At 71.8% G+C, this 19,747-nt stretch carries 14 protein-coding genes; 7 read left to right on the top strand and 7 right to left on the bottom strand.

Annotated features, from left to right (window positions below):
• Positions 1–31: 31 nt before the first annotated feature.
• From gltB to M503_RS0105595, 4 genes are all read left to right on the top strand, one after another.
• Positions 32–4,489 carry a glutamate synthase large subunit gene (gene gltB, locus M503_RS0105610; RefSeq protein WP_028920042.1) on the top strand — a complete coding sequence of 1,486 codons (4,458 nt, stop codon included), beginning with the start codon at positions 32–34 and terminating at the stop codon, positions 4,487–4,489.
• A gap of 127 nt (positions 4,490–4,616) precedes the next feature.
• The gene (locus M503_RS0105605) at positions 4,617–6,110 is read left to right on the top strand and encodes an FAD-dependent oxidoreductase (RefSeq protein ID WP_028920043.1); all 1,494 of its coding nucleotides are present in this window, start codon (positions 4,617–4,619) and stop codon (positions 6,108–6,110) included.
• A gap of 429 nt (positions 6,111–6,539) precedes the next feature.
• Complete coding sequence (locus M503_RS0105600; RefSeq protein ID WP_037060602.1) at positions 6,540–7,520, top strand: polysaccharide deacetylase family protein; 981 nt, start codon at positions 6,540–6,542, stop codon at positions 7,518–7,520.
• Positions 7,521–7,595: 75 nt separating this feature from the next.
• A complete protein-coding gene (locus M503_RS0105595) occupies positions 7,596–8,786 on the top strand; it encodes a benzoate/H(+) symporter BenE family transporter (RefSeq protein ID WP_028920045.1) in 1,191 nt (396 codons plus the stop codon).
• A 17-nt stretch (positions 8,787–8,803) separates the two neighbouring features.
• Here M503_RS0105595 and adhP read toward each other — a convergent pair whose 3' ends face one another.
• Positions 8,804–9,829, bottom strand: coding sequence for an alcohol dehydrogenase AdhP (gene adhP / locus M503_RS0105590; protein WP_028920046.1), 1,026 nt, complete (start codon positions 9,827–9,829; stop codon positions 8,804–8,806).
• A gap of 136 nt (positions 9,830–9,965) precedes the next feature.
• Between adhP and M503_RS0105585 the strand changes: the two genes are divergently transcribed.
• Both M503_RS0105585 and M503_RS0105580 read left to right on the top strand, forming a co-directional pair.
• The gene (locus M503_RS0105585; protein ID WP_028928137.1) at positions 9,966–10,847 is read left to right on the top strand and encodes a methylglyoxal synthase; all 882 of its coding nucleotides are present in this window, start codon (positions 9,966–9,968) and stop codon (positions 10,845–10,847) included.
• Positions 10,848–10,857: 10 nt separating this feature from the next.
• Entirely contained in the window at positions 10,858–11,616 is a 759-nt protein-coding gene (locus M503_RS0105580; protein WP_028920048.1) for an NRDE family protein, read from the top strand.
• Positions 11,617–11,724: 108 nt separating this feature from the next.
• Here M503_RS0105580 and bphP read toward each other — a convergent pair whose 3' ends face one another.
• Both bphP and M503_RS0105570 read right to left on the bottom strand, forming a co-directional pair.
• A complete protein-coding gene (gene bphP / locus M503_RS0105575) occupies positions 11,725–13,626 on the bottom strand; it encodes a bacteriophytochrome BphP (protein ID WP_028920049.1) in 1,902 nt (633 codons plus the stop codon).
• Positions 13,623–14,270 (bottom strand): biliverdin-producing heme oxygenase, encoded by a 648-nt coding sequence (locus tag M503_RS0105570; protein ID WP_028920050.1) that lies wholly within the window; start codon positions 14,268–14,270, stop codon positions 13,623–13,625. The genes bphP and M503_RS0105570 overlap by 4 nt, the downstream gene beginning before the upstream one ends.
• A 142-nt stretch (positions 14,271–14,412) precedes the next feature.
• On the opposite strand from M503_RS0105570, the gene M503_RS0105565 reads away from it, so the two are divergent.
• The gene (locus M503_RS0105565) at positions 14,413–14,886 is read left to right on the top strand and encodes a PepSY domain-containing protein (RefSeq protein ID WP_028920051.1); all 474 of its coding nucleotides are present in this window, start codon (positions 14,413–14,415) and stop codon (positions 14,884–14,886) included.
• 59 nt (positions 14,887–14,945) lie between these two features.
• Here M503_RS0105565 and M503_RS0105560 read toward each other — a convergent pair whose 3' ends face one another.
• From M503_RS0105560 to egtB, 4 genes are all read right to left on the bottom strand, one after another.
• A complete protein-coding gene (locus M503_RS0105560) occupies positions 14,946–16,193 on the bottom strand; it encodes an MFS transporter (protein WP_028920052.1) in 1,248 nt (415 codons plus the stop codon).
• 95 nt (positions 16,194–16,288) lie between these two features.
• Positions 16,289–17,362, bottom strand: coding sequence for a D-hexose-6-phosphate mutarotase (locus M503_RS0105555; RefSeq protein WP_081720945.1), 1,074 nt, complete (start codon positions 17,360–17,362; stop codon positions 16,289–16,291).
• 65 nt (positions 17,363–17,427) lie between these two features.
• Complete coding sequence (gene egtD / locus M503_RS0105550) at positions 17,428–18,411, bottom strand: L-histidine N(alpha)-methyltransferase (RefSeq protein ID WP_028920054.1); 984 nt, start codon at positions 18,409–18,411, stop codon at positions 17,428–17,430.
• A complete protein-coding gene (egtB, locus tag M503_RS0105545; protein ID WP_028920055.1) occupies positions 18,408–19,697 on the bottom strand; it encodes an ergothioneine biosynthesis protein EgtB in 1,290 nt (429 codons plus the stop codon). Before egtB ends, egtD begins: the two co-directional genes overlap by 4 nt.
• Between the last annotated feature and the right edge of the window lie 50 nt (positions 19,698–19,747).

Genomic DNA, 19,747 nt, shown 5'->3' with positions numbered 1-19,747 from the left:
GCGCCCGGTGCGCACGCTCTTCGAGATGCAGATGGCCCCTCGCAACCGCCACGGGCTCTACGACCCGACCTCCGAACGCGACGCCTGCGGATTCGGGATGATCGCCCAGCTCGACGACCAGCCATCGCGTGCGCTGGTCGATACCGCGATCGCTGCGCTTTCGCGCATGACCCACCGCGGCGGCGTGGCCGCCGACGGCCTCACCGGCGACGGCTGCGGACTGCTGATCCGCAAACCCACCGCGTTCCTGCGCACCCTCGCCCACGAGGCCAGCATCGATATCGCCGCGGACGCGCGCTTCGCCGCCGGCCTGGTGTTCCTGCCGCACGACGAGGCCCAGGCCGCGCAGTGCCGCGACGTGCTCGAAGGCGAACTGCACCGCGTCGGCGTGGAGGTGAAGGGCTGGCGCGCGGTGCCGACCGACGCCAGCGTCTGCGGCCAGCTGGCGCGCGACACCCTGCCGGCGATCCAGCAGCTGTTCGTCGAGGCCGGCAGCGGCCAGGACGACGAGGCCTTCGCCCTGGCCCTGTTCCTGGCGCGCCGCCGCAGCGAGCAGCGCCTGCGCGAAGTCGCCGACTGCTACGTGGTGACCCTGGCGCCGCACTCGATCGGCTACAAGGGCATGGTCCTGCCGGACAAGCTGGTGCGCTTCTACCCGGACCTGCAGCGCGCCGAGCTTGCCTCCAGCGCGGTGGTCTTCCACCAGCGCTTCTCCACCAACACCCTGCCGCGCTGGCCGCTGGCGCATCCGTTCCGCATGCTCGCCCACAACGGCGAGATCAACACCATCGAAGGCAACCGCCGCTGGGCGCAGGCCCGCGGCAAGGTGTGGAAGACGCCGAAGTTCGACGTCGCCGAGCTGCAGCCGCTGGTGTCGATGCACGGTTCCGACTCGCAGAGCCTGGACAACATGCTCGAGCTGCTGGTCGCCGGCGGCATGGAGCTGATCCAGGCGCTGCGCATCCTGGTCCCGCCGGCGACCCAGTCGCTGGAGTTCAAGGACCCGGACCTGGCCGCGTTCTACGAGTTCTACGGCCTCAACACCGAACCGTGGGATGGCCCGGCCGGCATCGTCTCGCTGGATGCGCGCTACGCCGCCTGCACCCTGGACCGCAACGGCCTGCGCCCGTCGCGCTGGCTGCTGACCTCCGACCGCCACTTCATCGTCGCCAGCGAAGCCGGCGTGTGGGAAGTGCCGACCGAGCGGGTGGTGCGCAAAGGCAAGCTCGGCCCGGGCGAGATGATCGCCATCGACCTCAAGCGCGGCGACCTGCTCGACACCGACGCGGTCGACCGCATCAACCGCGGCCGCGCCCCGTACAAGCAGTGGCTGCACCAGGGCGTGACCTACCTGCAGACCGAGCTGATCGACCCGTCGCTGGCCGAAGAGCCCTTCGACGAGAAGACCCTGCGCAGCTACCACAAGCTGTTCCAGCTCAGCACCGAGGAAGTGGAGCTGGTACTGCGGCCGATGGCCGAGATCGAGCAGGAAGCCACCGGCTCGATGGGCGACGACACGCCCATGGCCGTGCTCAGCCGGCGCAACCGCCCGCTGTACGACTACTTCCGCCAGGCCTTCGCCCAGGTCACCAACCCGCCGATCGACCCGCTGCGGGAAGATTGCGTGATGTCGCTGTCCACCCAGCTCGGCAAGGAGACCAACATCTTCCATGCCGGCCCGGAGACGGTGAACCACATCATCCTCAACTCGCCGGTGCTCAGCCAGCGCAAGCTGCGCCAGCTGTTGAAGATGCCGCAGTACGAGAGCCGCAACCGCCTGATCGACCTGTCGTATTCGCCCGAGGAAGGCCTCAAGGCCGGCATCGAGCGGATCTGCCGCGAGGCCGAGCAGGCCGCGCGCGACGGCATGGTCATGCTGCTGCTGTCGGACCGCTACCCGGTGCCGGAGCGGCCGATGGTGCACGCCCTGCTGGCCACCGGCGCGGTCCACCACCACCTGTGCAACGTCGGCCTGCGCTGCGACGTCAACCTGATCATCGAGACCGGCACGGCGCGCGACGCGCACCACATGGCCTGCCTGCTCGGCAACGGCGCCACCGCGGTCTATCCGTACCTGTCGTACCAGACCCTGTTCGACATGGCCCGCCGCGGCATCCTGCAGCTGAAGAAGGGCGAGGTCGCCCAGGTCGGCCGCAGCTACCGCAAGGGCCTGTACAAGGGCCTGAGCAAGATCATCTCGAAGATGGGCATCGCCACCATCGCCAGCTACCGCGGCGCGCAGCTGTTCGAGATCGTCGGCCTGGACCAGGACGTGGTCGACCTGTGCTTCGCCGGCACGCCTTCGCGCGTCGGCGGCGCCGGCTTCGAGCGCCTCGACCGCGACGCCCGCGAGCTGCAGGCGGCGGCCTGGAACGAGCTGCGCAAGCCGGAGATCGGCGGCCTGATCAAGTATGTCCACGGCGGCGAGTACCACATGTACAACCCGGACGTGGTCATGACCTTGCAGAAGGCCACGCGTACCGGCGACCCGGCCGACTGGAAGGCCTATACCGAAGCGGTGCACTCGCGCCCGGCCTCGGCGCTGCGCGACCTGGTCGAGCTGAAGCCGGCGGAGACGCCTGTGCCGCTGGAGGAAGTCGCGCCGGCCTCGGACCTGTTGCGCCGTTTCGACACCGCCGCGATCTCGCTCGGCGCCCTGTCGCCGGAAGCGCACGAGGCCCTGGCCATCGCCATGAACCGCCTCGGCGGCCGCTCCAACTCCGGCGAGGGCGGCGAGGATCCGGTCCGCTACGGCACGGAGAAGCGTTCCAAGATCAAGCAGGTGGCGTCCGGCCGCTTCGGCGTCACCCCCGAGTACCTGGTCAACGCCGAGGTGCTGCAGATCAAGGTCGCACAGGGCGCCAAGCCCGGCGAAGGCGGCCAGCTGCCCGGGCACAAGGTCAACGAGCTGATCGCGCGCCTGCGCTACGCGCGCCCGGGCATCGGCCTGATCAGCCCGCCGCCGCACCACGACATCTATTCGATCGAGGACCTCGCCCAGCTGATCTACGACCTCAAGCAGGTCAATCCGCAGGCGCTGGTCTCGGTGAAGCTGGTCTCGCATGCCGGCGTCGGCACGATCGCCGCCGGCGTGGTCAAGGCCGGCGCCGACCTGATCACCGTGTCCGGCCATGACGGCGGCACCGGCGCCAGCCCGATCAGCTCGATCCGCTACGCCGGCGGGCCGTGGGAACTGGGCGTGGCCGAGTCGCACCAGGCGCTGGTCGCCAACGACCTGCGCGACCGCGCCATCCTGCAGACCGACGGCGGCCTGAAGACCGGCCTGGACGTGGTCAAGGCCGCGCTGCTGGGCGCCGACAGTTTCGGCTTCGGCACCGCGCCGATGATCGTGCTCGGCTGCAAGTACCTGCGCATCTGCCACCTCAACAACTGCGCCACCGGCGTGGCCACCCAGGACGAGCGCCTGCGTTCGGAGCACTTCACCGGCCTGCCGGAGCGCGTGGAGAACTTCTTCCGCCTGCTGGCCGAGGAAGTACGCGGCTGGCTGTCCTACCTGGGCGCGCGCTCGCTGGACGAGATCGTCGGCCGCACCGACCTGCTGCGGCAGCTGGACGTGGTGCCGCGCGAAGGCGTGCGCCTGGACCTGTCGCGGTTGCTGCACCCGGTGCCGCGCGACGAAGGCCACTGCGCCGCGCCGCGCCTGTACGAATCGCCGGACAGCCTGGCCACCCAGCTGGACCTGCAGCTGGCCGACGCGATCGCCAACAAGACCGGCGCCGAGCACCGTTACCTCATCCACAACACCGACCGCAGCATCGGCGCGCGCCTGTCCGGCGCCATCGCCCGCGCGCACGGCAACCATGGCATGGAGGACGCGCCGATCACCCTGCACTTCCGCGGCACCTCGGGGCAGAGCTTCGGCGCATTCAACGCCGGTGGCCTGAACCTGGAGCTGGAAGGCGAGGCCAACGACTACGTCGGCAAGGGCATGGCCGGCGGTCGCGTGGTGGTGCGCCCGCCGCGCGGCGCGCGCTTCGAGGCGCGCAGCACGCCGATCCTCGGCAACACCTGCCTGTACGGCGCCACCGGCGGCGAGCTGTTCGCGGCCGGCCGCGCCGGCGAGCGCTTCGCCGTGCGCAACTCCGGCGCGCTGGCGGTGGTGGAAGGCGCCGGCGACCACTGCTGCGAGTACATGACCGGCGGCGTGGTGCTGGTGCTGGGCAAGGTCGGCCTCAACTTCGGCGCCGGCTTCACCGGCGGCCTGGCCTACGTGCTCGACCAGGACCGCGACTTCGTCGACCGCTACAACCACGAGCTGATCGACATCCACCGCATCTCGCCGGAAGGCTTCGAGAGCTACCGCCAGCACCTGCACCGCCTGGTCACCCGCCACCGCGAGCTGACCGGCAGCATCTGGGCGCAGCAGATCCTCGACGAGTTCCGCGACTACGTCGGCAAGTTCTGGCTGGTGAAGCCGAAGGCCGCCAGCATCGAATCCCTCGCCGACACGCTGCGGAGGGCGGCATGACTTCCGCGCTGCGCACGGAAGCCCCCACGCTTTGCTGCGCAAACCGCGGGCCCCATTGCGCACTTCCGATCCCCGCCCCTTCGGGGCACCCCCTTGCCAAGGGGGCTTTGGTCCAGGTGTACCAGCCATGAGTCGCAAGCAGGTTTTCCAGTTCCTCGAGTTGCCGCGGGAAATGCCGCGGCGCATCCCGCTCGAGCTGCGCACCGCCGGCGACTGGGGCGAGCTGTACGGCAAGTTCGCCCACGCGGAGGCCGCCTACCAGTCCGGCCGCTGCCTGGACTGCGGCAATCCCTACTGCAGCTGGAAGTGCCCGGTGCACAACGCCATCCCGCAATGGCTGCAGCTGGTGCAGGAGAACCGCATCCTCGAGGCGGCCGAGCTGTGCCACTCGACCAACCCGCTGCCGGAAGTGTGCGGCCGCGTCTGCCCGCAGGACCGCCTGTGCGAGGGCAGCTGCACGCTCAACGACGGCTTCGGTGCGGTGACCATCGGCGCGGTGGAAAAGTACATCGTCGACACCGCCTTCGAGCGCGGCTGGCGTCCGGACCTCTCCGAAGTGCAGCCCACCGGCAGGCGCGTCGCCGTGGTCGGCGCCGGCCCGGCCGGCATCGCCTGTGCCGACCGCCTGGCGCGCGCCGGCATCCACGCGGTCGTGTATGACCGCTACGAGCAGATCGGCGGCCTGCTGCAGTTCGGCATTCCCAGCTTCAAGCTCGACAAGTCGGTGATCGCCAAGCGCCGCGCGGTGCTGGAAGGCATGGGCATCGAGTTCCGCCTCGGCGTCGAGGTCGGCCGCGACGTCACCCTCGAGCAGCTGCTGGAGGAGTTCGACGCGGTGTTCCTCGGCACCGGCGCCTACCGCTACACCGATGGCGGCCTGCCGGGCCAGGAGGCCGAGGGCGTGCTGCCGGCGCTGCCGTTCCTGGTGCAGAACGGGCGCATCGTCTCCGGCATCGCCCAGGACGGCACGGCGGCGATGGGCCGGCCGATCGCAGGCTGGGAAGACCGGATCAAGCTGCCCGACCTGGCCGGCCGCCGCGTGGTCGTGCTCGGCGGCGGCGACACCGGCATGGACTGCGTGCGCAGCGCGATCCGCCTGGGTGCGGCGCGGGTCACCTGCGCCTACCGCCGCGACGAGGCCTCGATGCCGGGTTCGGCACGCGAGGTGGCCAACGCCCGCGAGGAAGGCGTGCGCTTCCTGTTCAACCGCCAGCCGCTGGCGATCGAGAGCGATGGCGACGGCCGCGTGACCGGCGTGCGCGTGGTCGAGACCCGCCTCGGCGAACCGGATGCCCGCGGCCGCCGCGTGGCGGTGCCGGTCGAGGGCAGCGAATCGGTGATCGACGCCGACGTGGTGATCATCGCCTTCGGCTTCTCGCCGGAACTGCCGGCGTGGGCGAGCGCGCTGGGCATCGAGGGCACGCCGAACGGCCGCATCCTCGCCGGCGGCGACAACCGCCTGCCCTACCAGACCACCAACCCGCGCGTGTTCGCCGGCGGCGACGCCGTGCGCGGCGCCGACCTGGTGGTCACCGCCGTGGCCGAAGGCCGCGACGCCGCGCAGAGCATCGCCGAGCTGCTGCTGGCCGGCGGCGTGGAGCGGACCCCGGCCGCGGCCTGAGCTCGCCTGGAGCCCCTCGCCCACCGGGGTGAGGCGGCATTGCTCGCGCGCCACGGGCGCGCATGCCGGCGAACGCCCGCGTCCGATGGACGCGGGCCGGGGCGCGGAGCGGGGGGTCGGGGAGCGGGCCAACGCAGCAGCGGAATCGAACCGCCTGCGTACGCGTCGTACCCCTGCCAGCCGTCCGGCGTAGCCCGGATAAGGCCAAAGGCCGCTTCCGGGTTCAACGCGTCCGACGGTGAGTCCGCAGCGCGTGGCGACGCGCCAGGCCTCGCCAGCGTCCTGGCATTGCAGCGGCGCGGTGCGCTCCGCTTGACCCGGGCTACGGGGGGGAACCCTGCGCCTTCCTGAGCGGCGCCGAAGTCGACATCCGGCCCTCCTCGCCGGCAGGGGGAGGGTGGCAGCCCAATTGTTGGGCACAATGCGGCCATGACCCGCCCATCCCTGCTCCGCCACTTCGCCCTGCTCCTGCTGGCCGCGTGCACGACGGCCAGTGCCGAAACCATCGACCGGCGCATCGCCGTCACCATCGACGACCTGCCCTGGCAGCGCGCGGGCGCGGTCTCCGGCGAGGTGCTGCAGCAGCGGCACGAACAGCTGATGGCGCAGCTGGCCCGCGCCGGTGTGCCGGTCACCGGCTTCGTCAACGAGTTCAAGCTCCAGGTCGATGGCCAGCTCGCGCCGGAACGGGTGGCGATGCTGCGCGACTGGCTCGATGCCGGCTACGCCCTGGGCAACCACGGCTACAGCCATCCGCAGATCGCCGACATCGGCGCAGCCGCCTACTGCGAGGACGTCGAACGCGGCGAGCAGGTGCTGCGTCCACTGCTGGCCGAACGCGGGCAGGTGCCGCGCTGGTTCCGCCATCCGTACCTGCGCGCCGGCCGCGATGCCGCGGACCGGGAGGTGCTGCAGGCCTGCTTCGAGCGGCTCGGCTACGCGATCGCCCCGGTCACCGTCGACAACAGCGAATGGATCTGGGCCGCCGCCTACGCACGCGTCCTCGACGGCGAGGTGGAGGTGGACGACCCCGGAGGCACGCTGCAGCGGCTGCGCGAGGGCTACGTGCCGTACATGCTCGACAAGCTCGACTACTTCGAGCGGCAGTCCATCGAACTGCTCGGCTACGCGTTGCCGCAGGTGTGGCTGATGCACGCCAACGAGCTCAACGCCGCTTCCTACGCGGCGCTGATCGATGCAGTACGCCAGCGCGGCTACCGCCTGGTCAGCCTCGACGAAGCGATGCAGGACGCGGCCTATGCCCGCGGTGAAGGCGGCTACACCGGCGCGGCCGGCATCGGCTGGCTGCACCGCTGGGCGCTGGGTTCGACGCCTCGCCGGAAGATCCTCCCCGACGAACCGCTGGTTCCGCAGTGGGTGCTGGAGCTGGCCGGCATCGAGTCCGAGTAAGCCGTCGCCCGCCTCCTCACCCGCCGACGTTCCGCCGAACCGGCCCTCCCTTGCCGACGACCTGACCCTGCCGCCATGAGTGCGACACCCCTCTCCCAGCGCCTCTGGCGCGACCAGTCCGTCTCCGCGATCGCTGCGGGATTCGTCACCGTGCTGGTGGGCTTCGCCAGTTCCGCGGCGATCGTGTTCCAGGCCGCGCAGGCATTAGGGGCGACGCCGTCACAGACCGCCTCGTGGATGTGGGCGCTCGGCCTGGGCATGGGCGCGACCTGCATCGGCCTGTCGCTGCGCTGGAAGATGCCGGTGGTCACCGCCTGGTCCACGCCCGGTGCGGCGGTGCTGGTGACCAGCGCGGCCGGCGTGCCGATGGAGGAGGCCATCGCCGGCTTCCTGCTGTCGGCGCTGCTGATCGTCATCGCCGGGTTCTCCGGCGTGTTCGAACGCATGCTCGGGCGGTTCCCGCTGTCGCTGGCCTCGGGCATGCTCGCCGGCGTGCTGCTGCGCTTCGGCATCGATGCCTTCGCCGCGATCCAGGCGCAGCCGCTGCTGGTGCTGGCGATGCTCGGCACCTGGCTGGCCGCGCGCAGGTTCTGGCCGCGCTACGCGGTGATCCTCACCCTGCTGGTCGGCACCGCGATCGCCGCCGCCACCGCGCAGCTGGACCTGGGCCAGCTGCGCCTGGAACTGGCGCGACCGGAGTGGACCACGCCGCGCATGAGCCTCGCCGCAGTGCTGGGCGTGGCCCTGCCGCTGTTCGTGGTGACCATGGCCTCGCAGAACGTACCGGGCGTGGCGGTGATCCGCGCATCCGGCTATCCGGTGCCGGTGTCGCCGGCGATCGGCTGGACCGGCGCGGCCAACCTCGTGCTCGCCCCGTTCGGCGGCTTCGCCCTGAACCTGGCGGCGATCACCGCGGCGATCTGCATGGGCCCGGAAGCGCATCCCGATCCGGCCAAACGCTACATGGCCGCGGTGTGGGCGGGCATCTTCTACCTGCTGGTCGGCCTGTTCGGCGCCACCGTCGCCGGGCTGTTCGCGGCCTTCCCGCAGGCGCTGGTGCTGGCGATCGCCGGCATCGCCCTGATCGGCACCCTCGGCAGCAGCCTGGCCACCGCGCGGCAGGACGCGCACGAACGCGACGCCGCGCTGGTCACCTTCCTGGTCACCGCCTCCGGCCTGTCGTTGCTGGACGTGGGCGCGGCGTTCTGGGGGCTGGTGGCCGGGGTGATCGTGCGCCTGGTGCTGCGCCCGCCGCGCGCCGCCTGACCCGCGGCGCCCGGGCTTCAGCTGAAATCGAGCACCACCCGGCCCTCGATGCGGCCGTCGCGCATGCGGTCGAAGACGTCGTTGATGTTCTCCAGCCGGTCGGTGGACAAGGTGGCGGCGACCTTGCCGTCGGCGGCGAACCGCAGCGATTCCTGCAGGTCCAGCCGCGTGCCGACGATCGAGCCGCGCACGGTGATGCCGTTCAGCACCATGCCGAAGATGTCCAGCGGGAAGCTGCCCGGCGGCAGCCCGACCAGCGATACCGTGCCGCCGCGGCGGACCATGCCCTGCGCCTGTTCGAACGCCGCGGGCGAGACCGCGGTGACCAGGGCGCCATGCGCGCCGCCGATCTCGCGCCTGATCACCTCCACCGGATCGGCCCTGCGCGCGTTCACCGCGACGGTGGCGCCGAGCCGGAGCGCGAGATCGAGCTTGGCGTCGTCGACGTCGACCGCGGCCACGTTCAGGCCCATCGCCCGCGCGTACTGCACCGCCATGTGGCCGAGCCCGCCGATGCCGGAGACCACGATCCAGTCGCCGGGTCGGGTGTCGGTGACCTTCAGGCCCTTGTACACGGTGACCCCGGCGCACAGCACCGGCGCGACCTCGACGAAGCCCAGGTTCGCCGGCAGGTGGCCGACGTAGCCGGCATCGGCCAGCGCGTATTCGGCAAAACCGCCGTTGACCGAGTAGCCGGTGTTCTGCTGCTGCTCGCACAGGGTTTCCCAGCCACCCAGGCAGTGCTCGCAGTGGCCGCAGGCCGAGTACAGCCAGGGGATGCCGACGCGGTCGCCCTCGCGGACGTGGCTGACGCCGGCGCCGACCGCGACCACGTGGCCCACGCCTTCGTGCCCCGGAATGAAAGGCGGCTGCGGCTTCACCGGCCACTCGCCGCCGGCGGCGTGCAGGTCGGTATGGCATACGCCGCAGGCTTCGATCTTCACCAGCAGCTCGCCGGGCCCGGGACGCGGTACCGGCACCTCCTCGATCCGCAGCGGCTGCCCGAACGCATGCACGACCGCGGCCTTCATGGTCCTGTCCATCGTCAGTCCTCCAGCCAGGGAGCGGCCACCACCTTACGCCGAATCGGCGGCGCGCACCTGACCACGGTCAAACGTCCGCACCTGGCGGATGTGGCCGGGTAGACTGCCTCCGGACCGAATCCGGAGCCATGCACCGATGCGCCTGGGCCTTGCCGCCAACCGCCTGCACCACGCCACCGAGGACGCCGCGCTGTTCCGCTGGCTGCGCGCCAGCGAGCCGGGGATCCGCGAGCTGGGCCTGGAGATCCACGCGGTCGGCCGCACCCACGACGCGATCGCCGCCGCCGGGATGCTGCGCGGCTACGCCGGCCTGCGCCGCTATCCCTATGGCCGCGAGGGCGGGCTGATGAAGCTGGTCGCCGAGATCGTCGGCATGGGCAGCGATGGCCGCACCCTCGATGGTGCGATCTACCTGATCGACCCGGTCGATCCGTCCTCGATCTTCCCCGAGGCGGTGGCGCTCAAGCGCCAGTGCGTGATCCACGGCAAGCCCTTCATCTCCACCGTGGCCAGCGCGCGCGACTGGATCGAGAACGAACGCATCCACGCCGGGCTGGCGCCGGACCCCACCGCCGACCGCTTCCACGACTTCGAATCGCAGACCCTGGCGCTGATCGCGCACGACGCGATGAAGCCGCAGATGCTGGCCTTCGCCGCCGAGCACTTCGACGTGCTCTCGCGCTTCGCCCGCCGCGTGGGCACCGGCACCACCGGCCAGCGCCTCAACGAGCTGGCATGGAGCCGCGGCTGGCCGCAGGACACGCCGTGGGTGCACCGCTTCCTCAGCGGGCCGATGGGCGGCGACGCGCAGATCGCCGACCTGGTGCTGGAACGGCGCTGCCAGCGCGCGGTGTTCTTCGAGGACCCGCACGTGGCGCGCCAGCACGAGGCCGACATCCAGCTGCTCGAACGCGCGGTGACCACGGTGACCGACGAGGCGGTGTGCATCACCTCGCCGGCGGTGGCCTCGCGCTGGGTGGCGGCGGTGCGCCGGCGCGCGCAGCTGCGGCCGCTCTGAGGACGCGCCCATGTGCGTGGTCGCCTTCGCCTGGGAATCGCATCCTCGCTGGCGCTTCGTGCTGGCCGGCAACCGCGACGAATTCCACGCGCGTCCGACCGCGCCGCTGGCGCGCTGGGACGATGCGCCCGGCATCGCCGCCGGTCGCGACCTCGAAGCCGGCGGCACCTGGCTGGGCGTCGACGACGTTGAACGCTGCGCGCTGGTGACCAACGTGCGCGACATGCGCGCGCCGCAGCACGGCCTCTCGCGCGGCCTGCTGGCCAGCGACTGGCTGCGCAGCGGACAGGATGCGGCCGGCGCCTCGCAGGCGCTGCTCGCGCGGGCAGGCGAGTACCGCCCGTTCAACCTGTTGCTGGCCGATCGCACGCACTGTACGTGGACCAGCAACCGGCCTGGCCCGCGATCCGACATCGTCGCGCCGGGCGTGCACGTGCTGTCCAACGCCGCACTGGACTCGCGCTGGCCCAAGGCCGTGGCGCTGGGCGCGCGGCTGCAGGCCTGGCTTGACGACGATCACGACGGCGATCCGGCGGCGCTGTTCGAAGCGCTGGCCGACGACCGCACCTATCCGGACGACGCGCTGCCGGACACCGGCATCGGCCTGGAAAGCGAACGCTGGCTGTCGTCCGCCTTCATCCGCGGCGAGGAGTACGGCACCCGCGCCAGCACCGTGGTCCTGCTCGACCGCGCCGGCGGCGGCGCGATCATCGAACGCCGCTGGGGCCCGATGGGCGCGCCCCTGGGCGAAACGCGCCTGGAACTTTAGGCGAGGAAATTCCCCTCTCCCTCCGGGAGAGGGGCAAGGGGAGAGGGCCGGGTACCGACCACGGCACCGGTCGCAAAGGCACGGGGAAGCGCCCCGGAGGGAGAGGGGCTATGAGGACGCCTCTCCTGGATTGCGCAGCTGCACCAGCCAGTGCGCGCCGGCTTCCGGCAGGGGTTCGAACTCGAAGAGCCAGGGACGGAGCTGGCCGCGTTCGTCGCACAGGGGCAGCTGCAGGCGCAGCGCTTCGCCTTCGGCCAGGCGCGTTTCCAGGCCGGCTTCGTCGATTGCCGCCGCCAGCGCGGGGTCCAGGTCGCGCAGTTCCATGCCCAGCGCCGCGGTCGCGGTCGCGCCGCTGGCGCGCACGAAAGCCGGATTCACGAATACCAGCCGGCTGCGCGCCGGCTCGCCGCGGCGCTCGAGGATGGCCACGCCGTGGCGCAGGCGCGCCAGCGTCGCCTCCAGCAGCGCCAGGTCCTGGCGGTCGCGCTTGCGCTCCATCAGTTCGATCAGCACGCGCAGGCTGCGCGCCGAATCCAGGTGCAGCGGCGACCAGCTGCGCGAACGCCCGCGCACCGTGTCCTGCCACAGCTCGAAACTCTTGCGCGGCGACAGCCGGCCAGGGAGGTCTTCGAGCTTGGCCAGCGAGGGATTGCCGGCCCAGTTCACCGTGCGCACCTGCTCGCGGCGGGTCCACAGCAGCGCACTGCGCGCCTTGGGCTGCAGCGGCACGTAGACCAGGCCGGCGGCGTCCGCCGCCAGGTCGGCCAGTTCCGGGAACGCGGCGCCGATCTCCGACAGGTGCAGGATGCCGGAGTGGTCGGTCTCGCGCCGGACCTGCACGTTGTCCTCCAGCGCGGCGCGGATGCGGCGCAGGCCGGCTTCGTCGGGCGTGCGGCCGAGCCGGCTCAGCTGCTCGCCATGGAATACCGCCACGCCGTCGGCATCGACCACGTCGAGCAGGTCGCCGGCCATGTCGGTCAGCAGTTCCGGGGTGAAGCCGTCGGCTTCGGAGAAGGCGGTGATCAGCTTCTCGCGCACGGTCAGCAGCGACTGTTCGACGTCGCTGCGCGCGATCGCCTCGAGGCTGCCGATGCGCGCGGCCAGCGCCTGGCTGACCGCCTCGCAGGCATCGCGCACGTCGTGGTCGACGAAGCGCGGCTGGTAGTGGTGGCAGGCGACCAGGCCCCACAGGCGGTCGTTGACCACCAGCGAGGTGACCAGGGTCGCGGCCACGCCCATGTTCGAAAGGTATTCGCAGTGCACCGGCGAGACGCTGCGCAGGCCGCAGTCGCTGAGGTCCAGCGGCCGGCCGTCGCGCGGATCCATCGCCGGCTCCACCGGCACCGGGGTGTAACCGACGTCGACAATCTGGCGGATGCGCGTGCGCAGGTACAGCGCGCGCGCCTGCGCGGGGATGTCGCTGGCCGGATAGTGCAGGCCCAGGTAGCTCTCCAGTCCGGGTCGGCGCACTTCGGCGATCACGTCGCCATGCCATTCCTCGTCGAAGCGGTAGACCATCACCCGGTCGTAGCCGGCCAAGGCGCGGATCTCCACGGCGGCATGGCGCGCCGCCTCGGCGACGCCCGGCGCGCGGTCGATCTCGCGCTGCGCGCGCAGCGCATCGCCCAGCGCCATGGTCTGCGCACCCTGCGCCGGTTCCAGCTCCAGCAGCCAGCGCCGTGGATACAGGTGCCAGGCCGCCTTCCAGCGCGCCAGGCCGGTCCGCACCACCGCGCACGGCGCGTGGCCCAGGTGCAGCGGCGCCTGCACCGGACGCAGCGCGGCCGCCTGCGCCGGATCGACCTGCAGCAGCGCATCCCAGGCCTGCCCTTGCACCTGGCCCTGTCCGCCGAGCAGTTCGGCGGCGGCATTGGCGCTGGCCTGCAGCACGCGGCCGCTGTCCGGATCGATCGCCAGCAGGATGCCGTGGGGCTGGATCGAGCCGGGGATGTGGATGGGCTCGCGCGCGCAGGCGTCGAGGTCGGGAACAGCGGGTGCGGCAACACTCATGCGGTTACGGTTCCTGCGTCGCCATGGGCGACGATGGGACGGGCAAGCTGCCCGTGGAAGTGGGTGAACATCGCCTGCGCGGCGCCGGCGGCGCGCGCACGGCTCACATCGTCGGGCAGGGCCTGCTCGAGCGCGGCGCGGAACGCCGGCCAGCCGGGGCCCACATCGGCCGCTTCGAAATGCTCGATCGCCTCCGCGAGCTGCGGCACGTGCGCGCGCAGGTGGCGCGCGATCAGGCGGCCGCCGAGAGCCGAGCCTTCGACCACGTAGAGCATGCCCCAGGCTTGGGCATCGCAGTCCGCGCGCGGCGCAGGCACGGCCTGCGTGGCCGGGCGCACGCCCAGCGCCATCAGGTCGTAACGCAGGCCGCGGGCACGCGGTCGCCATGGCCACGACAGCGATTGCAGGCGCGCGGCATTGAGCTCTTCCCAGCCGGCGTGGATGCACAGCAGGCGCTGCAGCAGTTCCACGCACACGCTCCGGTCCACCGCCGGCGACATCAATGCCGCCATCAACGGCGTGGCCTCGACCTGCGCGTGCAGCGCCGCCGTGGCGGCCTGCAGGGTGCGCCACGCGGCATCATTGCGGGAAGGCGCCCCGACTGCGATGCCGGGGACGCCGGGAACCGGATTGGATCCATCCATGGGCCCGAGGGTAACAAACAGGCCGTGCAGATCATGGAGGGTTCACTGTCCTGAACCCTTCCCGTCGCCACGGCGTGCGATTCACCTGCCACTGAGCCGGGCTGCGGCACGGTGCCTGCCACACCCACCGCAGGAGCCTGCGATGAAACGTACCGCCCTTCCCCTCTCCCCGCTGCTCGCCCTGGCGCTGGCCCTGCCCGCGGCCGCCGAGCCGGTGAAGCCGGCCGACAATCCGACGGCCGAACGCCAGGCCGGCACGCAGATGGGGCTGACCGCCGTGCAGGTGCGCGAGCTGCTCACCCGCAACGGCTTCACCCGCATCGACGATCCGGAGTTCGAGGACGGCATGTGGGAGACCGATGCCACCAGCGCCGACGGCAACCGCGTCGACGTGCGCGTGGACGCCAACGGCCGCATCCATGCCGAGGACATCGTCTCCACCCTGACGGCCGACGACATCAAGGCGAAGCTGACCGCCGCCGGCTACTCGAAGGTGCACGACGTCGAGTTCGACGATGGCGTGTGGGAGGCCGAGGCCGAGCGCGACAATGGCAAGGACGTGAAACTGCGCGTCGATCCGAAGGACGGCAAGATCCTGGCGGTCGAGAACGACTGACCGCACCCGAAGTCGTGATCACGCAGGGCGGGGCCAGTCCCGCCCTGCCTTCGTCTGGATCAGGCCGCCGACCGTTCGCGCGGCACCCGCGCGTAGCGCCAGCCCACCGCCCAGGCGCAGGCCAGCGCGACCGCCGCCACGAACCACGGCGCGCCGGGAATCTCCGCCGGCGCGCTGCTGCCGACGAACAGCGCGAACACGTTGGCGAACACCAGCGGGCCGAGGATGCCGGCCAGGCTGGTCAGGCTCATCAGCGCGCCCTGGATGCGACCCTGCACCTGCGGACCGACCTGGCGGGTGATCAGCGCCTGCGTGGCCGGCGCGGCGAGGCCCCATAGTGCGCTGACCGGCAGGCCGACCAGGAACAGCCAGCCGCTGTCGGCCAGGCCGTAGATGACGAAGCCGGTGACGCCGCAGCCCAGGCCCAGCAGCAGCGTGCGCCGCTCGCCCAGCGCCTTCACCGAGCGCCCGACCAGCGCGGCGTTGACCACGATGCTCATCACGCCTACCGCGGCCAGCACCCAGCTGACCTCGCGCGGCCCCCACTGGTAGCGGTAGTCGGCGAACAGCACGAAGATGCTCGGGTACACGTAGTGCGCCAGCTGCGCCAGGAACACCACCGCGGCCAGACCGAACACCTGCGGATAGCTGCGCAGCAGCACCAGCGCGCCGAACGGGTTGGCGTGGGCGACGTCGAAGCGGGGCGCGCGGCGCTCCGGCGGGAGTGATTCGGGCAGCACGAACCAGCCGTACAGGAAGTTCAGCAGCGCCAGCCCGGCCGCGAACCAGAACGGCAGGCGCAGGTCGATGCCGCCCAGCCAGCCGCCGACCAGCGGGCCGACGACGAAGCCCAGGCCGAAGGCCGCGCCGATCATGCCGAAGCTCTTCGCCCGCTTCTCCGGCTCGGTGACGTCGGCGATATAGGCATTGGCGGTGGTGAAGCTGGCCGAGGCGATGCCGGAGATGACCCGGCCGATGAACAGCATCGACAGCGAGGTCGCCATCGCCATGAAGATGAAGTCCAGGCCCAGGCCCAGGCAGGACAGCAGGATCACCGGGCGCCGGCCGTAGCGGTCCGACAGCGCGCCCTGCACCGGCGTGCACACGAACTGCACCGCCGCGAACACCATGCCGAACAGGCCGACCCAGCGCGCCGCGCTGGCCACGTCGCCGCCGGTGAATTCCTCCACCAGGTGCGGCAGCACGGGAATGATCACGCCGAACGCGAGCACGTCGATCAGCACGGTCACGAAGATGAAGGCCAGCGCCGCGCGTCGCGCGCCGGGCCGCTGCGGCGATGGATCCACGGTCGCGCCTCGGGTCGGGGAAAGTGGTGGCATCCGCCGCAGGTGGCCTGCCGCCGTCGCCACTGGAAACGGCGCAGTTTAGCTCCGCGCGGCGCTCAGTCCAGCGGCGCCACCGCGATGCGCTGGACCAGCACGTGGGTCTGACCCGGCGCCAGTTCGACCAGGTCGGGGCCGGCGTTGGCCGCTTCCAGGCAGACGAAGCCGCGCCAGTGCGGGCCGACGTCGGCCATGCGCGCCGCGGCGGCCTCGCCCGGATTCCACACCACCGCGGTGCGGCCGCCCTCGACGCTCACCTCGACGTGCCGGCGCAGGCCCGGGTCGACCAGGCGGTAGGCGCCGCCGGCATCGGGGAACAGGCGATCGCTGCGGCCGGGGTCGCGCGGATCGTGCAGGGTCCATTCGCCCTGCTGGACGTGGGCGTTGCCGCCGTCGTTCTTGTCGAGGAAGCGGCGCCCGGCCAGGCCTTCGATGCGCACCTGGCCGACGTCGGCGACGTGGAAGTAGTTGTGCAGCGCCTCGGTGTAGCGCACCGCTTCGGCGCCGTTGTTGGTGGTGATCAACCGCTGCTCGAGCTGGCGGCCGATGCGCAGCTGCATGCGCAGGCCCAGCGCCAGGTCCTGCAGCGCCGGTGGCGCCAGTTCCAGGACCACGGTGCCGTCGTTCTCGCGCGCAGCCGAGACCAGCGTCCACGGCAGGGTGCGGACGAAGCCGTGCGAGGGCACGTCGTTGCCCTGGCCATGGCGGCTGAAGTACGGCCAGCACACCGGCGCGCCGCCGCGGATCGGCGTGGGCAGCTCCGCGCGCAGCGGCGACAGCCAGAACACGTCCTCCTGTCCCGCCGGCACCCACGACAGCAGCTGTCCGCCGACCAGCGACACCGCCGCGGTGGCCAGCGGCGTTTCCACCAGTACCGCTTCCAGCCCCTGGAAGCGGCCGATCGACACGCCCGGCACGGCCAGCACCGCCGGATCCGGTGCAACGACGGGAGACTGCAACCAGGTGTCGAAGTCGGACGGCAGGTGGAAAGCGGTGGGCGTGGACACGGCAGGGCTCGACTCGGCAGCGGTGGTGGATGCGGCGCTGCCCGCATCCGCCACGCGCTCCGCCCGCTCCGCGCCACAGCCACCGGCCAGCAGCAGGCAGCACAGCAGCGGGACGGAACGGGACATCGGGCTCATGCAGGATGCGGACGCGGAAAGGTCCGCATGATAGCGCCGCCGGTCAACGGACTCGATCAGCGCGCCGGGCGCCGCAGCAGGCGCAACCCGAAACCTTCCGCGCTGCCGCCCCACCCGTCCACGACTTCCAGTCCCGCACGTCGCGCCAGCGCGGCAAAGCGTTCGTCGCGGTACTTGTGGCTGTATTCGACGTGGACCGCCTCGTCCCGGGCGAACCTGAACACCTGCCCGGCCAGGTGCACCCGCTGTTCGCGCAGGCTCACCAGCGAGGTCTCGACCCGTTCGCGCGCGGCCACGTAGCGCGCGCGGTGGGCGAAGCCGGACAGGTCGAAGTCCGCGCCCAGCTCGCGGTTGAGCCGCGCCAGCAGATTGAGGGTGAACACCGCGGTGACGCCGGCGGCGTCGTTGTACGCGGCCTCGATCACCGCCGCGTCCTTGACCAGGTCGATGCCGACCAGGGCGCAGCCGTGGTCGCCGATGGTGGCGGCCATCGCCGCCAGCAGCGCCACCGCATCGTCGTCGGTGAAGTTGCCGAGGGTCGAGCCGGGGAAGAACACCAGCGTCCGTGCCGGCGGACGTGGCGGCCGCGGCAACCGCAGCGGCCGGCTGAAGTCGGCGCGCAGCGGCAGCATCGCCACCCGCGGGAAGCGCGGCCGCAGGCGCGCGATGCAGGCGTCCAGCGCCGCCTGCGAGATCTCCACCGGCGTGTAGGCCAGCGGTGCGTGCAGCGCGGCCAGCAGGCGCTCGGTCTTCCGGCCGCTGCCGCTGCCGTACTCCACCACGTGCACGTCCGGCCCCACCGCATCGGCGATCGCCGGCAGGTGCGCGTCCAGCAGCGCCAGCTCGGTCCGGGTGAGGTAGTACTCCGGCTGCCGGGTGATGGCCTCGAACAGCGCCGAGCCGCGCGCGTCGTACAGGTACTTGGTCGGCAGCCGCCGCGGCGACGCGGACAGGCCGACCAGCACGTCCTCCAGCATCGAGCCTTCGGCGGGCGGCGCGCCGTAGCCGGCCTCGTCCCAGGACGCCAGCAGCGGGCTCATGGCAGGTCCATCGCCAGGCGCAGCCCCGCGTACTGCCAGCGCGCGTGCGGCGGGAAGAAGTTGCGGTAGCTGGCGCGCACGTGCCCGCACGGCGTGGCACAGCTGCCGCCGCGCAGCACGAACTGCCCGCTCATGAACTTGGCGTTGTACTCGCCGGTGTCGTCCTGCCACGGGCGAAAGCCGGGATAGGCGAGGTAGGCGCTGGAAGTCCATTCCCAGGTGTCGCCGAACAGTTGCGCCAGGCCGTCGCCGGACGCTTGCGCCGGACACGGTTCGAGCACGGCATCGTCGGCAAAGTGGCCCCGTGCCGGTTGCGCCGATGCCGCATGTTCCCATTCGGCCTCCGTCGGCAGGCGCACGCCGGCCCAGCGCGCGAACGCATCGGCCTCGTAGTAGCTGAGATGGCACACCGGCGCGTGCGCCGGCAGCAGGCGCATGCCACCCAGGGTGAAGGCGCGCTCCAGGTCCTGTTCCCAGTACAGCGGGCGCTGCCAGCCTTCGGCCTGCACCCGCGCCCAGCCGTCGCTGAGCCACAGGCGCGGATCGCGGTAGCCGCCGTCCTCGACGAACTGCCGGTATTCGGCATTGGTCACCAGGCGCGAGGCCAGCGCGTGCGCGGGCAGCAGCACGCGGTGCGGCGGCGATTCGTTGTCGTAGGCGAAGGCCTCGGCCTCCGGCCAGGGGGGCGCGCCGATGCACGCGACCTGCTCGGCCACCGCATGCCAGTGCAGTTCCCCGGCGGCAGCCGCCCGCCGCGCCGGATCCGGCAGGTCGTGGCGATACGCCGGGCGCAGCGGCTGGCTCCACAGCGCGTGCTTGATGTCGGTCAGCAGCAGTTCCTGGTGCTGCTGCTCGTGGTTCAGGCCCAGCTCCAGCCGGCGTCGCGCCGAGCCGTCGAGGTCGCCGGCCCACAGTGCGCGCAGCACGCGTTCATCCACCGCCTCGCGCCAGCCCAGCAGCTCCTCCAGCGACGGCCGCGACAGCAGGCCGCGGCGCGGCCGCGGATGGCGCGCGCCGGCGCTGTCGTAGTAGCTGTTGAAGAGGTAGTGCCAGCCAGGCCGCAGCGGTGCCATGCCGGCCGCGCCGAGGACGAAGTGCTCGAAGAACCAGGTGGTGTGGCCGAGGTGCCACTTCGCCGGGCTGGCGTCCTCCATGCTCTGCAGCATGGCGTCCTCCGGCGACAGCGGCGAGGCCAGGTCCACGCTGGTCGCGCGCACGGCAAGGTAGCGCGCCGCGGTGCCGGCGGCGGCGAGTCCACTGGGGTTGTCGGTGACGGCCAGGTCCATGCGGGCACGCTAGCGGGCGCCCCATGAGCGCCGCGTCATGCGTGCGCGAA

Source organism: Pseudoxanthomonas suwonensis J47 (genome assembly GCF_000513955.1).
Classification (GTDB): Bacteria; Pseudomonadota; Gammaproteobacteria; order Xanthomonadales; family Xanthomonadaceae; genus Pseudoxanthomonas; species Pseudoxanthomonas suwonensis_C.
Note: the sequence above shows the minus strand (reverse complement) of the source record. Positions and strands in the feature narration are given on the sequence as shown.